General features: G+C 64.6%; 10 protein-coding genes and 1 tRNA gene. 6 read left to right on the top strand and 5 right to left on the bottom strand.

Annotated features, from left to right (window positions below; translation table 11 throughout):
• The 5 genes from DYI24_RS08790 to leuA all read right to left on the bottom strand — a co-directional run.
• The coding region (locus tag DYI24_RS08790) for a CaiB/BaiF CoA transferase family protein (RefSeq protein WP_164572018.1) at positions 1-1,059 on the bottom strand (1,059 nt) is incomplete at its 3' end.
• Positions 1,060-1,245: 186 nt separating this feature from the next.
• Positions 1,246-2,046: an FAD binding domain-containing protein gene (locus tag DYI24_RS08785; protein ID WP_114356765.1), complete on the bottom strand. Its 801-nt coding sequence runs from the start codon at positions 2,044-2,046 to the stop codon at positions 1,246-1,248.
• Between the two features lie 139 nt (positions 2,047-2,185).
• On the bottom strand, positions 2,186-4,540 hold the full coding sequence (locus DYI24_RS08780; RefSeq protein ID WP_164572017.1) for a xanthine dehydrogenase family protein molybdopterin-binding subunit: 2,355 nt from the start codon (positions 4,538-4,540) through the stop codon (positions 2,186-2,188).
• Between the two features lie 110 nt (positions 4,541-4,650).
• Entirely contained in the window at positions 4,651-5,136 is a 486-nt protein-coding gene (locus tag DYI24_RS08775; protein WP_012497796.1) for a (2Fe-2S)-binding protein, read from the bottom strand.
• A 296-nt stretch (positions 5,137-5,432) separates the two neighbouring features.
• Positions 5,433-7,094: a 2-isopropylmalate synthase gene (gene leuA, locus DYI24_RS08770; protein ID WP_164572016.1), complete on the bottom strand. Its 1,662-nt coding sequence runs from the start codon at positions 7,092-7,094 to the stop codon at positions 5,433-5,435.
• Between the two features lie 337 nt (positions 7,095-7,431).
• Between leuA and DYI24_RS08765 the strand changes: the two genes are divergently transcribed.
• The 6 genes from DYI24_RS08765 (at position 7,432) to DYI24_RS08740 (ending at position 14,743) form a co-directional block, all read left to right on the top strand.
• Complete coding sequence (locus DYI24_RS08765) at positions 7,432-8,199, top strand: AraC family transcriptional regulator (RefSeq protein ID WP_164572015.1); 768 nt, start codon at positions 7,432-7,434, stop codon at positions 8,197-8,199.
• Between the two features lie 98 nt (positions 8,200-8,297).
• A complete protein-coding gene (locus tag DYI24_RS08760) occupies positions 8,298-10,340 on the top strand; it encodes a methyl-accepting chemotaxis protein (RefSeq protein WP_164572014.1) in 2,043 nt (680 codons plus the stop codon).
• 178 nt (positions 10,341-10,518) lie between these two features.
• Positions 10,519-12,009: an MFS transporter gene (locus DYI24_RS08755; protein WP_164572013.1), complete on the top strand. Its 1,491-nt coding sequence runs from the start codon at positions 10,519-10,521 to the stop codon at positions 12,007-12,009.
• On the top strand, positions 12,009-12,806 hold the full coding sequence (gene otsB / locus DYI24_RS08750; protein ID WP_164572012.1) for a trehalose-phosphatase: 798 nt from the start codon (positions 12,009-12,011) through the stop codon (positions 12,804-12,806). Before DYI24_RS08755 ends, otsB begins: the two co-directional genes overlap by 1 nt.
• A 156-nt stretch (positions 12,807-12,962) precedes the next feature.
• Positions 12,963-14,456 carry an alpha,alpha-trehalose-phosphate synthase (UDP-forming) gene (gene otsA / locus DYI24_RS08745; protein WP_164572011.1) on the top strand — a complete coding sequence of 498 codons (1,494 nt, stop codon included), beginning with the start codon at positions 12,963-12,965 and terminating at the stop codon, positions 14,454-14,456.
• A 197-nt stretch (positions 14,457-14,653) separates the two neighbouring features.
• Positions 14,654-14,743 (top strand) — tRNA-Ser (locus DYI24_RS08740).
• Positions 14,744-15,170 lie beyond the last annotated feature (427 nt).

Raw genomic sequence — 15,170 nt, 5'->3', positions numbered from 1 at the left:
GGCCGCCGAGGGGGTGCGAGAGAAGCGCGGGGCGGGGGCCGGCTGGATGTGGCCCTCGTGATTGATGAACACCTCGCGCGCCACCATGTGCGGATGCTTGGTGGCTTCGGACATCGTCAGCACCGGGGCGAAACAGACGTCGGTGCCTTCCATCAGCTTGCACCATTCGTCGCGGGTCTTGGTCTTGAACACCGCGGCGAGCTTCTGCTTCAGCGCCGGCCATTGCTTGATGTCCATCTGGGCGTCGTAATCGGCGTCGGTGAGCCCGGCGATCTGGCGCAGCAGCGCGTAGAACTGCGGCTCGATCGAGCCGATCGAGATGAACTGGCCGTCGGCGCATGCATAGGTGCCGTAGAAGTGCGCGCCGCCGTCGAGCATGTTGCTCTCGCGACCTTCCTTCCAGCGGCCCGCCGCGGTCATGTCGAAGAACATCGTGATCAGCGAGGCGGCGCCGTCGCACATCGCAGCATCGACCACCTGGCCCTTGCCGGACTTCGAGGCTTCGAGCAGCCCGGCGAGGATGCCGACGACGAGATACATCGAGCCGCCGCCGAAATCGCCGACCAGGTTGAGCGGCGGCACCGGCCGCTCCTTCGGACCGATCGCGGCGAGCGCGCCGGTGATCGAGATGTAGTTGATGTCGTGGCCGGCGGCCTGCGCCAGCGGGCCGGTCTGGCCCCAGCCGGTCATCCGCGCGTACACCAGCTTCGGATTGCGCGCCATCACCACGTCGGGGCCGAGGCCGAGGCGCTCCATCACGCCGGGGCGATAGCCTTCGATCAGCGCGTCAGCGCCGTCGAGCAAATTCAGCACCTCGGCGACCGAGGCTTTGTCCTTCAGATCGACGGTGACGACGGTGCGGCCACGCGCGGCGGCGCCCTGCGGCTTCTGGCCGGCGCGCACCAGCGTGATCACCTCGGCGCCCATGTCGGCGAGCAGCATCGAGCCGAACGGGCCGGGCCCGATGCCGGCGAATTCGACGATGCGGGTGCCGGTGAGCGGTCCGCTGACGTTGGCTTTCGTGGTCGGCTTGGGGGAGGCGGTCACTGTGTCTTGCACCTTGGGTGTCCATTGTTGTTGTCCGCGCGCGGCGCGGAGCGGTTGTTGTCAGGATCAATCATCATGCCCGGTGTGCTCCGGGCAAGTGACTTTTCGTCCCAGCGCCGCATGCCGCCATGCTGCGGCACCGCACAAAAACAAAGCGGCGCGCAAAGCCGCGCGCCGCTTGCCGTGAAGTGGAATTAATTAGCCTGCGGCTTGCACCGCGCGCTGCGCCATCACCTTGATCAGGTTGGCGCGGTAGTCGGAGGTGCCGTGGATGTCCTCGATCAGGCCATCGTCGGATACCTTGATACCGTCCAGCGCCGACGCCGACCAATTCGCCTTCAATGCGTCTTCGATCACCGGCACCCGCATCACGCCGTCCTGCGAGGCGCCGGTGGCGGCGGCGCGGATCTCGCCGCTCTTCAGTTTGGCGACGAACACGCCGGTCAGCGCGAAGCGCGACGCCGGATTGCGCATCTTGGCGTAGCCGGCCTTCTCCGGCACCGGGAACGAGATTGCGGTGATCATCTCGTTGTCTTCCAGCGCGGTCATGAACAGCCCCTTGAAGAACTGATCGGCCGGGATCTCGCGCTTGTTGGTCTTGACCGTGGCGTTCAGCGCGAGGATCGCGGCCGGATAGTCAGCGGCCGGATCGTTGGTGGCGACCGATCCGCCGATGGTGCCGCGATAGCGTACCGCCGGATCGCCCAGCACCGAGGTGAGATGCGCGATCGCCGGGATTAGTCGCTTCACGTCGGCATTATGCATGATGTCGTAATAGGTCGTCGCCGCCTTGATGGTCAGCGTGTCGCCGCTGGCCTCGATCCCGATCAGCGCCGGGATCTTGGCGATATCGACGAGATCGCCCGGCGCTGCGAGCCGCTGCTTCATCACCGGCAGCAACGTGTGGCCGCCGGCGAGGAATTTGGCGTCGCTGCCCTTGGCGATCAGCGCCACGGCTTCGTCGACCGAGGAGGCGCGGTGATAGTTGGTGGAATACATGGGTATCTCCTGTCAGAGATCGATTGTTTGTCTGTCCAACAAGCTCTCCGTCATTGCGAGGAGCGAAGCTCTGGATTGCTTCGCGGAGCCTGTGCCCGGACCGCGCGACGCGCGGATCCGGGTGCTCGCAATGACGGTCTTATTCGGCCGCCTGTTGCAGTTGCATCGCGTGCCACACCCGGTCCGGCGTCGCCGGCATTTCCAGCCGGTTGTTGCCGATCGCGTCGGTGATAGCGTTGATCACCGCCGCGGATGCGCCGATCGCGCCGGCCTCGCCGCAGCCCTTGACGCCGAGCGGATTGCCCGGACACAGCGTTGTGGTGTGCGAGATCTGGAACGACGGTACGTCGTCGGCGCGCGGCATCGCGTAGTCCATGAACGACGCGGTCACGAGCTGGCCGCTGTCGTCGTAGATCGCGTTCTCCAGGATCGCCTGACCGATGCCCTGCACCAGGCCGCCATGCACCTGGCCCTCGACGATCATCGGGTTGATCAGCCGACCGAAGTCGTCGACCGCGACGAAGTTGACGAACGAGGTCTTGCCGGTGCCCGGATCGACCTCGACTTCGCAGATGTAGGAGCCGGCCGGGAAGGTGAAGTTGGTCGGATCGTAGAACGCGCTCTCCTTCAGGCCCGGCTCCATGCCGTCCGGCAAATTGTGCGCCGTGTAGGCGGCGAGCGCGACCATCGGCAGCGCGATCGCCTTGTCGGTGCCGGTGACTTTGAACTCGCCGTTCTCGATGACGATGTCGTTCTCGGAGGCTTCGAGCTGATGCGCCGCGATCTTCTTGGCCTTGGCTTCGACCTTCTCCATCGCCTTGAAGATCGCCGACATGCCGACGGCCGCCGAGCGCGACCCATAGGTGCCCATGCCGAACTGCACCTTGTCGGTGTCGCCGTGCACGATCGAGACCTGGTTGATCGGGATGCCGAGCCGGTCCGCGACCAATTGGGCAAACGTGGTCTCGTGGCCCTGGCCGTGGCTGTGCGAGCCGGTCAGAATCTCGATGGTGCCGACCGGATTGACGCGGACTTCGGCCGACTCCCACAGGCCGACGCCGGCGCCGAGCGAGCCGACCGCCTTCGACGGCGCGATGCCGCAGGCCTCGATGTAGCAGGACAGGCCGATACCGCGCAGCTTGCCTTCGCTCTTGGCCTTGGACTTGCGGGCAGGGAAGCCGGCGTAGTCGATCGCCTTCAGCGCGGCGTCGAGCGACGCGTTGAAGTCGCCGGTGTCGTACGCCATGATCACCGGGGTCTGATGCGGGAATTGGGTGATGAAGTTCTTGCGCCGCAGTTCGGCCGGATCGACCTTAAGCTGCCGCGCCGCGGTCTCGACCAGACGTTCCAGCAGGTAGCACGCTTCGGGCCGCCCGGCGCCGCGATAGGCGTCGACCGGCGTGGTGTTGGTATAGACGCCCACCACCTCGGTGTAGATCGCCGGGATGTTGTACTGGCCGCTCAGCAGCGTCGCGTACAGATAGGTCGGTACCGACGACGAGAACAGCGACATGTAGGCGCCGAAATTGGCGTAGGTCTTGACCCGCAGGCCGAGCATCTTGTTGTCGGCGTCGAACGCCATCTCGGCTTTCGACAGATGATCGCGGCCGTGCGCGTCGGTGACGAAGGCTTCGTTGCGGTCACCGGTCCACTTCACCGGGCGGCCGGTTTTCTTCGAGGCCCACAGCGCCACCATCTCTTCCGGATAGATGAAGATCTTGGAGCCGAAGCCGCCGCCGACATCGGGCGCCACCACCCGCAGCTTGTGCTCGGGGGCGATGTTGTAGAACGCCGACAGCACCAGACGCGCGACATGCGGGTTCTGCGAGGTGGTGTAGAGTGTGAAGTGCTCTTCGGCCGGATTGTACTCGGCGACAGCCGCGCGCGGCTCCATCGCGTTCGGCACCAGCCGGTTGTTGGTGAGCTCGATCGAGACGACGTTGGCGGCCTTGCTGAACGCCTCGTCGGTCGCCTTCTGGTCGCCGATCTCCCAGTCGTACACGATGTTGCCGGGCGCTTCGGGGTGAAGCTGCGCTGCGCCATCGGCAATCGCCGCCTTGATGTTAGCGACCGCGGGCAGTTCCTCGTAATGCACCACCACGGCCTCGGCGGCGTCGCGGGCGAGGTTTTTGCTCTCGGCGATCACCACCGCGACCGCCTGGCCGACGAAGCGCACCGTCTCCGGCGCCATCGCCGGCCACGCGCCCATCTTCATCGCCGAGCCATCCTTGGAATGGATCGCCCAGCCGCAGATCAGGTTGCCGACCTTGTCGTCGACGATCTGCTGGCCGGTGAGCACATCGATCACGCCCGGCATCGCCTTGGCGGCATCGAGTTCGATGCCGGTGATCTTGGCGTGCGCGTGCGGGCTGCGCACGAAATGCGCATAGGTCATGCCCTGCAGCTTGATGTCGTCGACATAACGGCCGCGACCGGTGATGAAGCGGCGGTCTTCTTTGCGCGCAACGCGCGCGCCGATACCCTCGATGCCCATGTGCAATTCTCTCCCTTCGACTGCTTTGGCCGCGCGGATTCGGAACGTCGCGGGTCGCAGCCATCATGCGAACGTGTGGTCGGCGACGAAACGGCAGGCGGGCAGGCGGCCTATTCGGCGGCCTGCGCCACATTCATGCGGGAGGCGGCGTCGAGCACCGACTTGACGATGTTATGATAGCCGGTGCACCGGCAGATGTTGCCTTCGAGCTCGTGGCGCACGGTCTCTTCGTCGAGATTGCCGCCGTAGCGGTGCACGATGTCGATCGCCGACATGATCATGCCGGGCGTGCAGTAACCGCACTGCAAACCGTGATTGTCGCGGAACGCCGCCTGCATCGGATGCAGTTCGTCGCCCTTGGAAATGCCTTCGATCGTGGTGATGTTGGCACCGTCGACCTGGCCGACCAGCGTCGTGCACGACTTCACCGCACGGCCGTCGATATGCACCACGCAGCAGCCGCATTGGCTGGTATCGCAGCCGACATGGGTGCCGGTCAGGCCGAGGTGATCGCGCAGCAGATGCACGAGGAGTGTTCGATCCTCGACATCCGCCGTCACGAGCTTGCCGTTGACGGTCATTGAGACTTTGGACACGCGTCAGTCCTCCCGATGAATTTTTAATTGTTCCAATTAGAAGCGCGGCAGCCGGACTTTGCAACTGGGATTTTCGCCGCTCGGAGTGGTGCGAGCGTCAACCATCGATGACGGTTTGGTGACCGCAGCAAACTACGCGGTTCGTTGCCATGCCGGATCACCCTGGCGGCGCCAGCTGGCTGTTAGCTGGAACAGGAACTTGAAATTTGCACGGCTTACGTTGCGGTGCAGCGAAAGGAACTGTGCAGTGCACCGGCTGAATGGCAGCCGATGCATCTAAGGTGAGGCGCAATCGATCAGGCGTTGTTCGCCGCGTGCAAAAGCGCACGCACCGAAGCCGTGGCGACGTCGGGATCGATCCCGGTGCCGAACACCGTGCGGCCATCGGAGGTACGGCATTCGACATAAGCGGCGGCCTGCGCGGTAGCGCCGGAGCCGATCGCGTGCTCCTGGTAGTCCGCGACGTCGAGCACCGGACCGCCGGCGTCTTGCAGCGCTGCCACTACGCCGGAGATCAGGCCGTTGCCGCGGCCCGACAGCGATCGGACCTTACCGTCGATCGCGATACGGCCGATGAACGTCCGCTGCCCCACCGGCCCGGTCTCCTTGTAGTCCACCAGCGCGAACCGGTCGGTCGGGCGTTGCAGATAGCAGCCGGCAAAGCACTGCCAGATGTCGGAGGTGTTGAGTTCGCGGCCGAGATCGTCCGCCAGTCTCTGGACATGCGTGCTGAAATCCGCCTGCATCCGCTTGGGCAGCTTCAATCCCTTGTCCTGCTCCAGCACCCAGGCGACGCCGCCCTTGCCGGATTGCGAATTGACGCGGATGACGGCCTCGTAAGTTTCGCCGATGTCCGCCGGATCGATCGGCAGATACGGCATCTCCCACTGACCGTCGTTGCGCTGCGCGTGCGCGGCGAAGCCCTTGCGGATGGCGTCCTGATGCGAGCCGGAGAACGCCGTATGCACCAGCTCGCCGGCGTAGGGATGCCGCGGATGCACGGGCAGTTCGGTGCAGTGCTCGACCGTGCTCACCACCTCGCGCAGCGCCTGGAACGACAGCCCGGGGTCGATCCCCTGGGTGTAGAGGTTCAGCGCCAGGGTCACGAGATCGACGTTGCCGGTGCGCTCGCCATTGCCGAACAGGCAGCCTTCGACCCGATCCGCGCCGGCGAGCAGGCCCAGCTCGGCGGCCGCAACCCCGGTGCCACGGTCATTGTGAGGATGCAGGCTGATGACCACGGACTCGCGCCGCGAGATCTGGCGGCAGAACCACTCGATCTGGTCGGCATAGACGTTCGGCATCGCGACTTCGACGGTCGCCGGCAGGTTCAGGATCGCCGGCCGCTCCGGGGTCGGCTGCCAAACGTCGAGCACGCGCTCGCAGATCTCCAACGCAAAGTCTGGCTCGGTGAAGCAGAAGGTTTCGGGCGAATACTCGAAAGTCCAGTCGGTTTGGGGACGCTTCAAACTCTCGTCGAGCATCGCCGTGACACCTGTGATCGCCAGATCGACGACGTCCCGCCGCTCCATACCGAACACCACGCGCCGGAACAGCGGCGCCGTCGCATTGTAGAGATGCACGATGGCGCGCTGCGCGCCCTCCAGCGACTCGAAGGTCCGGGCGATCAGGTCGGTGCGCGATTGGGTGAGAACCTGGATCGTCACGTCGTCGGGGATCCGGTCGTCGGTGATCAGGCTGCGGACGAAATCGAATTCGGTCTGCGAGGCCGACGGGAACGCGACCTCGATCTCCTTGAAGCCGATCGCGATCAGCATGTCGTAGAAGCGCTGCTTGCGCTCGACCCCCATGGGATTGGCCAGCGACTGATTGCCATCGCGCAGGTCGGTGGACAGCCAGCGCGGTGCTGACGTCAAACGACGGGACGGCCATTGCCGGTCCGGCAGGCCGATGGGCGTGACGAAGGGGCGGTATTTGGTTTCGGGATTTTTCAACATGATCGATATCCGTTGCGCGCGGAAGAAAGGTCAAAGCGGGCACGGCTGGATACGGCCGCCAGGCTGCCGTCAGTCCCGGCGACCGCCAGTAAGTCGAAGCGCAACGGACAGAAGCTGGTCGTAGTGAGCCGGCAGGGCGCGGGTGCTCGGACCGCAGGTCTCGACAGCCGCCGGCACCGCGTGAAGCGGTCGGGCAGGACTGGGGACGATAGGGGCGATCGAGAACACGGGGTATCCACGGACCTCTGCGGGACTGTCCCCCTTACTTAAATCAAGACACTTGTGATAATCTCGCGCGGAAAGATCAATCATCGTCGCGAAAGGATCAGGTGGGACGATGCGGGCGCAGGCGGTCACCGATCATGTTGCCGTCGTCAGCCAGGATGCGCCGCGCTTCGCCAGTCGCCGTCATTCCCATTCGCAGGCGCAGTTGATCTACGCCGTCACCGGCGTCGTCTCCGTCACCACCGCCGATGGCACCTGGGTGGTGCCGCCGAGCCGCGCCGTGTGGGTGCCGGCCGGTGTCGAACACGACACCAGAAGTCATTCGGCCGTCCAGTTCCGCTCGCTGCTGATCGACCCGGCGGAGGTTGCGGGACTTCCGGTCGTCTGCACCGCAATCGAAGTGACTCCTTTGCTGCGCGAACTGATCCTGCGGCTTGTCGCCGTTGCGGACGCGCCCGGGCGCGTGGAACTCAGGGACGTTGTCACGCAGCTCCTGCTGATGGAACTTGCGAGCTTACCGGTCGAGCCGCTCAGTCTGCCGCGGCCTCAGCATGCGCAGTTGGCTCGGTTTTGCGACCAGATCCGCGACGAACCCGCTGCTGCTGTGTCGCTCGAACAAGCCGCTCGGGCGCTGCATATGAGCCGGGCGAGCTTCATGCGGCTGTTTCAGCGTGAAACCGGAATGAGCTTCCTGCGCTGGCGGCAGCAGGCGCGCTTGTTGCACGCCTTGTCGCTGCTCGCCGAAGAACAGTCGATCCTGAACGTGGCTCTGGCCTGCGGCTACGATAGTCCGAGCGCTTTTTCGGCAATGTTTCGCCGTGTCCTCGGAAAATCACCAAGTGAGTACTTCGCCCCTGTTGGACTAAAGTCGGTATCTTGAGCGCCGCGCCCCGGTTTACGCGGCCTTAGACAATGCCGCGTAGTTTCGGAGTACCCGGTACGGTTCCGGGGTAAGTCGTTTTCGACGGGGTAGATCAAGTGAGTGGTACGACAGCCGCCGGAGCGCGGGATAAATCCTTTGCGCTGCCGGCTTTGCGCTTTCGTGGCAAGGTGACGCTGGGCTTTGCGGTGGTGCTCGGTATCACCGCCATCAGCATGGGGCTGGCCTACCTCGGGTTCGAACGAGTCTCGGATGGCGTGGTCGCCTACCGTGACGGCGTTCGGCAGTCGGATCTTGCCCGCAACATCGACCGCGAGATGGTCGGCTACGAGGCGCGTGCTCGCTACTACGTGCTGACCGGCAAGGAAGACGATGCCAAAGCGGCGCTTGCCGCCGAAGCCCGCCTCAAAGACGCGATCGCCGCGTCGCTGCAGGGCGCCACCAAACCGGCGCAGCGCGAGGCGCTGACGCGCCTGTCCACTGAGTTCACCACCTTCACCAAACTGTTCGCCGACATCGTCGCGCTGAAGACCGACAGCGCCCTGGTGATTCAGAACGGGGTGACCCGCGGCGGCCTGAACCTGCGCTACAAATTCGACGACCTGGTAAGCGCGGCCAGCGACCGTGAAGATTCCAGCGCCGAACTCGGCGCCAAGCGCGCCGCCGAGCAGTATGCCGGCGCGATGACGCTGGCGAATACGTTCACGATCAATTCCAGCATTCCGGTCGCCGACAACGCGCTGGCGCGGCTGAAATTCGTCGAAAACTCACTGAACATCGTCAAGGCCGACGGCGAGATCGCCGCAGCCGTGAATGAGATCTTCACCATGCTGGGCGAGTACCGCCAGGCGTTGGTCAAGCTCTCCGACAACGTCAAGGCGATCGACGCCAAGGGCGCCACCATGGTCGGCTCCGCCGCGGAGATCATCCGCGCTGCCGAAGCGATCAAGGCCGACCTGCTCGCCGATCAGCAGCGGCTCGAGCGGGAGTCCGACGCAACCGTCACCACCACGGAACGGATGGTGGCGATGCTCGGCATCGGTGGCTTCCTGCTCGGTGCGGTGCTGGCGGTGCTGCTCGGCCGCGGCATCTCGCGTCCGATGCAGGCGATGTGCGCGGCAATGCGCCGACTGGCCGGCGGCGACTTCAATGTGGTGCTGCCGGGGCTCGGCCGCCGCGACGAAATCGGCGAGATGGCGGCCGCGGTCGAGGAATTCAAAGTTCAGGCGGGCCGCAAGGCCGAGCAGGACGCGATTGTCCGCGAGCGCGAGGCGGAGGCGGGCCGCGAAGCCCGCCGTGCCGAACTGATCGGCTTTGCCAGTGAGTTCGAAAGCGCGGTCGGCGCGATTGTGGCGCATGTTTCCGATGCTGCGGCCCAGCTCGAAAGCGCCGCGGCGACGCTGACCCGCACCGCCGAAACCACCCAGTCACTCTCCGGCCAGGTCGCGGGCGATTCCCAGCAGGCGTCGTCCGGCATGCAGGCGGTGGCTTCCGCGACCGAAGAGCTGTCAGCCTCGGTGGGCGAGATCGGTCGCCGGGTCGGGCAGTCGAGCGCGATCGCCGAAGCGGCGGTGGCGCAGGCGCACGAGACCGACGACCGCATCGGCAAGTTGACCCAGGCGGCGCAGCAGATCGGCGAGGTGATGCAGCTCATCACCACGATCGCCGAGCAGACCAATCTGTTGGCCCTCAATGCGACCATCGAAGCCGCGCGAGCCGGCGAGGCTGGACGTGGCTTCGCGGTGGTGGCGGCGGAAGTAAAGTCGCTCGCCACCCAAACCGCGAAGGCGACCGACGAGATTTCGTCGCAGGTTGCCGAGATGCAGGAAGCGACCCGCGATTCGGTGACGTCGATCCAAAAGATCGGCAGCACGATCGCCGAGATCTCGACGATCTCCGCTTCGATCGCCAGCGCCGTCACCCAGCAGGACGCCGCGACGCGGGAGATCGCCAGCAGCGTTCAGGGCGTGGCGCAGGGAACCCAGCGCGTCGCCGGCAACATCGCCGAGGTCAATCGCGGCGCCGCCGAAACCGGGGCGGCTTCCGCCCAGGTGCTGCAATCCGCGCGCAGCCTGTCGTCCGAAAGTGCGCGGCTGCGCACCGAACTCGATCGATTCATGGCGAACATCCGCGCTGCCTGATCGCTTCCTTCCGCGCGCAGCCTCCTGAACTTGCGGCAGGCTGCCGCAGGTTCGGCGCGGGCATTGGAACCGTTCCGGCGCTCTCCCGTTGACCCGACGCAAATCGGTCCATCGCTTGCCGGTGGATCGCCACGTTCGGCGCTGGCGGCGTGGCACACCGCAGCCGGAGTGGGAGTGTATGGCCGACAGCGTCAGTGCCGCGATCAACGAGCCGCCGCAGGCTCCGGTCCTGGCGACCGCCGACGGCCGGGTGATCGACACCGATATCCCGGCCCGGCTCGATGGTCTGCTCTGGAGCAGCTTTCATACCCGCGTGGTCGGCGCGCTCGGAATCACCTGGATCCTCGACGGTCTTGAAGTCACGCTCGCCGGAGCACTGGCGGGCGCGCTCAAGGAAAGTCCGAGCCTGCGCTTCTCCAATCTCGATATCGGGCTCGCCAACAGCGCTTATCTGGCCGGTGCGGTGATCGGCGCGATCGGGTTCGGTTGGCTGACCGACCGGATCGGACGCAAGAAGCTGTTCTTCATCACGCTGGCTTTGTACCTCGCCGCCACCGCGGCGACGGCGACATCGTGGGACGTGATGAGCTACGCGCTGTTCCGGTTTCTCACCGGTGCCGGCATCGGCGGCGAATACACCGCGATCAACTCCACCATCCAGGAGCTGGTGCCGGCGCGCTATCGCGGCTGGACCGATCTGGTGATCAACGGCAGTTTCTGGATCGGCGCCGCAATCGGTGCAGTCTGTGCCATCGTGCTGCTCGACCCTGTGGTGATCGATCCCGATTATGGCTGGCGGCTGGCTTATCTCACCGGTGCGATCATCGGCCTCGTTGTGTTCGCGATGCGCTGGTGGATTCCAGAGAGTCCACGCTGGCTGATGATCCACGGCCAGCCCGAACGCGCCGAAGCGATCGTTGCTGATATCGAACGGCATGCACGCCATGCACCCGATCGGCCGCGCGTGCTGCCGACCATCAGGCTGCGGATGCGCACGCACACGCCGATCCTCGAAGTCGCGCGGACGCTGTTTTCGACCTATCGGCAGCGTTCGTTGGTCGGGTTGGTGCTGATGGCCGCGCAGGCGTTTTTCTACAACGCCATCTTCTTCACCTACGCGCTGATCCTGACCGACTTCTTCGGCATCCCGGCCAATCACGTCGGCTGGTACATCCTGCCATTTGCGGCGGGTAATTTCCTGGGGCCGTTGCTGCTTGGCCGGCTGTTCGACACGCTCGGCCGCCGCACCATGATCGGATTCACTTACGGTGTGTCGGCGATTCTGCTCGCGGTGTCGGGCTATTTGTTTTCGATCGGCGCACTCAGCGCGCAGAGCCAGACGATTGCCTGGATGGTGATCTTCTTCTTCGCCTCGCCGGCGGCGAGTGCCGCCTATCTCACCGTCAGCGAGACGTTTCCGCTCGAAGTTCGTGCGCTGGCGATCGCAATTTTCTACGCGATCGGCACCGGCATCGGCGGCGTCGCGGGGCCGGCGCTGTTTGGTGCGCTGATCGACACAGGTTCGCGCGCCAGCGTATTCGCCGGCTATTTGTTCGGCGCGGTGCTGATGATGGGCGCAGCCGTCATCGGCTGGCGCTATGCTATCGCGGCTGAGCGCCGCTCCCTCGAACAGGTTGCGCGGCCGCTGGCCGCTACAGAGGATACTTGATGACGACGAAGATCGAACAACCGTCCAAGCCGGCCACCTCAAATCAGGTTCCGGTTCCGGGCGCCTTGGTCCCGCATCTCGATAAGTGTGCATTGTTGCTCGATATCGACGGTACGCTGCTGGACCTCGCGCCGACACCGCGCGTAGTCTGGGTGCCGCCGGAGCTCGAGCAAACGCTGAAAAGTCTGCTCAGCAGAACATCGGGGGCATTGGCTTTGGTCAGTGGCCGCTCGATCAACGACATCGACCTGATTTTTGCGCCGATGCGACTGCCGGCGGTCGGCGGCCATGGCGCAGAGATGCGGTTGTCGGGCAATGGCGACGCGGTTGCGACGCAAGCGCCGCCGCTCGATCCGGAACTCAAGAGCCGGCTTGCTGCGATTGCGCGCATCAGTCCTGGTATCTTGTTGGAGGACAAGGGCTACTCACTGGCGCTGCATTATCGTCTCGCACCGCACACTGAGAAAGCAATTTACGAGTCAGTTGCGGCGATTCGCGCTGAGCATCCCGATGCGCCGCTCGAAGTGTTGCCTGGCAAGGCTGTGTGCGAAATCAAACATTCAGGCTTCACCAAGGCAACCGGCGTGCTGGAACTGATGAAATACGCGCCATTCAAAGGCCGCCGGCCGATTTTCATTGGTGATGACGTCACCGACGAGACGGTATTTGCAATCATGCCGGAACTCGATGGTCTCGCATTTTCAGTTGGACGTCACAGCGAACTCACCGCTGGTCACTTCGATGAGCCGCGAGATGTGCGCAATTGGCTCGCACGTCTGCTCGAACCGAGCAGTTAGTTCGCGTGTTGAGTACGGTTCCGGACCAAAAAACATCGCAAAACGCTTAGTTCTCAGAAAAGTTCCAGACTTGCCATGGAACGATCACGATGAATGGATGTTAATCTCCGCAGCGTCGCATAGACGCACCAGACAGTTGGGGAGTCGGAGGGAAACGTGAACCTGGTCGTGGTTTCGAACCGAGTTGCCCGAGCGTCGGGAAACGAACCGATGACGGGAGGGTTGGCAGCAGCGCTGCTGCCGGTGGTGGAAAAATCCGGAGCGATCTGGGTCGGCTCCAGCGGTCGGGTTCGTGATGGTGTTCATCGCGAACCTTTCGCCGAGATCGAGCCGCTCGGCACTGGCGCTCTCGCGATGCTCGATCTGCCCGCCGCGCATTACGGCGGTTACTACGAAGGCTTTGCCAATTCGGCGCTGTGGCCGGCGCTGCACTCCCGCCCGGATCTGATCCGGGTTTCCCATGATGATTATCGATCCTACCGCGAAGTGAACGCCTTCATGGCGCGGGCGCTGCTGCGCTTTCGCAAGCCGGACGCGGCGTTCTGGATCCAGGATTACCACTTCCTCGCGCTCGGTGCGGAACTGCGCCAACTCGGCGTCCAGCATCCGATCGGGTTCTTTCTGCATACGCCGTGGCCGTCACGGGCGACCATCGGCTGCGTGCCGCATCACCGCGAACTGATCGAGGCGATGCTGGCGTACGATCTGATCGGGTTCCAAACCGAAGAAGACCGCGGCAACTTCCTCGGCTACGTCGCCTCCGAACTCGGCTTGAAGGTAACAGGCGGCGTCGTGACAACCGCGCACGGCACCACGCGCTGCGACGTGTTCGCGATCAGCATCGACGCCGACGCATTCGCCACCCAGGCGCAGAAGGCGATGACTCACCCTGAGGTGTCACGCCTCCGCAAGAGTCTGCACGGCGAGAAGCTGGTCATTGGTGTCGATCGTCTCGACTACTCGAAGGGTCTGATCAACCGGGTCAAAGCGTTCGACAAGATGTTGAGCGACCGGCCTGCGTTGCAGCGGGCGGTGTCGCTGCTGCAGATCGCGACTCCGTCCCGCGGCACGATCGAGGCCTACGGCAATCTGCAGGGCGATCTCGCCAAGCTGGTCAGCGACGTCAACGGCCGGCTCGGCGAGGTCGACTGGACCCCGATCCGCTATCTCAACAAGGGGTATCGCCAGAGCGTGCTGGCTGGCCTCTATCGCTCGGCTCATGTCGGACTGGTCACGCCGCTGCAGGACGGCATGAACCTGGTGGCGAAGGAGTACGTCGCCGCGCAGAACCCGATTGATCCCGGCGTGCTGGTGCTGTCGAAGTTCGCCGGCGCCGCCAACGAGCTCGATACGGCCCTGCAGGTGAACCCGCACGACATCGACGGAATGTCGCGCGTGATCGCCACCGCGCTGGCGATGCCGCTGACCGAGCGGCGGCTGCGCTGGGAGGCGATGATGGCCAAGCTGCGCGACAACAGCATCCGCCGCTGGTTCGCGGATTTCGTCGCCTCGCTGGAAAGCGCGCACGCCGCCAACCGCAGCGTCGGACCGATTCCGCTGGCGCCCCCGGCGCAGCCGTCCTCGATCATGATGGCAGGCGGCTGGTCGCGTCGCACGCCCCGGGCCGTTGGCGGCGCCGTGCTGCAATAAGCGCGCGGGGCGTCGCCGGAGGGGCGAGGCGGATCTGGCCGTCCGCCGCCACCGGCGATCCGATCCAGCGCGCCTCGCTCCGGCGGGTCGTCGACGATCCGTCCAGGGCTATTTTCGGCAATATTTGACGTGAAATCCGCCGCCGGTTGGCGCAACCGCTTGCCAAATCCGCGCGGCGCGGTCATGAGAGGGCACCCGGAGAGGTGGCCGAGTGGTTGAAGGCGCACGCCTGGAACGCGTGTATACGGGAAACTGTATCGAGGGTTCGAATCCCTCTCTCTCCGCCATTTCGGCCCCGGTGCCGGTTTTTCCTCCATCGCTGTTCTGATGTCGGCTCGTTCCCGGGCGCTTGATGCGTTTGCCGGTGGCGCCCGCCCGACCACGGTCTGCGCGCCATCTCCCGCCGGTGATGCCTTGCGAAAAATTTCGCCCCCTTTCCGACCTAGGAACCTTCCGAGGGCGGGCGCGTCTCCTCCTGAGAACGGAAAATCGAGGGCCCTCCCGCCACTTTTTTACGGACCCGGCCGACGAATGGAGCCGAGTTCCCAATTCCTGCTTTGCGGAACACCCTGAAAAGTCGTTTGATTTCAGTGGCTTCGACGGGGCGAATTTTGAATTTCGCGAAACCTTCATTTTCCGCTTGCGGACCCGGAAGAGGGGGGCTATAGAAACACCCACACGCCGCCCGCGGGTCGGGCTTCTCTCTCTTGGCTC

It is taken from the genome of Rhodopseudomonas sp. BR0C11, assembly GCF_010820945.1.
In the GTDB taxonomy this organism is placed as follows: Bacteria; Pseudomonadota; Alphaproteobacteria; order Rhizobiales; family Xanthobacteraceae; genus Rhodopseudomonas; species Rhodopseudomonas palustris_H.
Note: the sequence above shows the minus strand (reverse complement) of the source record. Positions and strands in the feature narration are given on the sequence as shown.